The 232-nt window shown below is 40.9% G+C and carries 1 pseudogene; it reads left to right on the top strand.

Annotated elements, in window-relative coordinates:
• Positions 1–232: pseudogene (locus AC2Q9J_RS18570) on the top strand (phosphomannomutase CpsG); the annotation flags it as partial.

Raw genomic sequence — 232 nt, 5'->3', positions numbered from 1 at the left:
ATGCGTGAACATAATGCTGTTTACGGTGGGGAAATGAGTGCACATCATTATTTCCGTGACTTTGCTTATTGTGATAGCGGTATGATTCCTTGGTTACTCACCATTGCTCTACTCTCAGAAACAGAACAATCACTCTCGACACTCGTTGAAAATATGATTGCCAAATTCCCTTGTAGCGGCGAAATCAATTTTAAAGTAGCAGACACGCAAGCAACGGTTCAAAAGATCTTTG

Source organism: Planococcus sp. RAB007_Raresut, from assembly GCF_057369535.1.
Note: the sequence above shows the minus strand (reverse complement) of the source record. Positions and strands in the feature narration are given on the sequence as shown.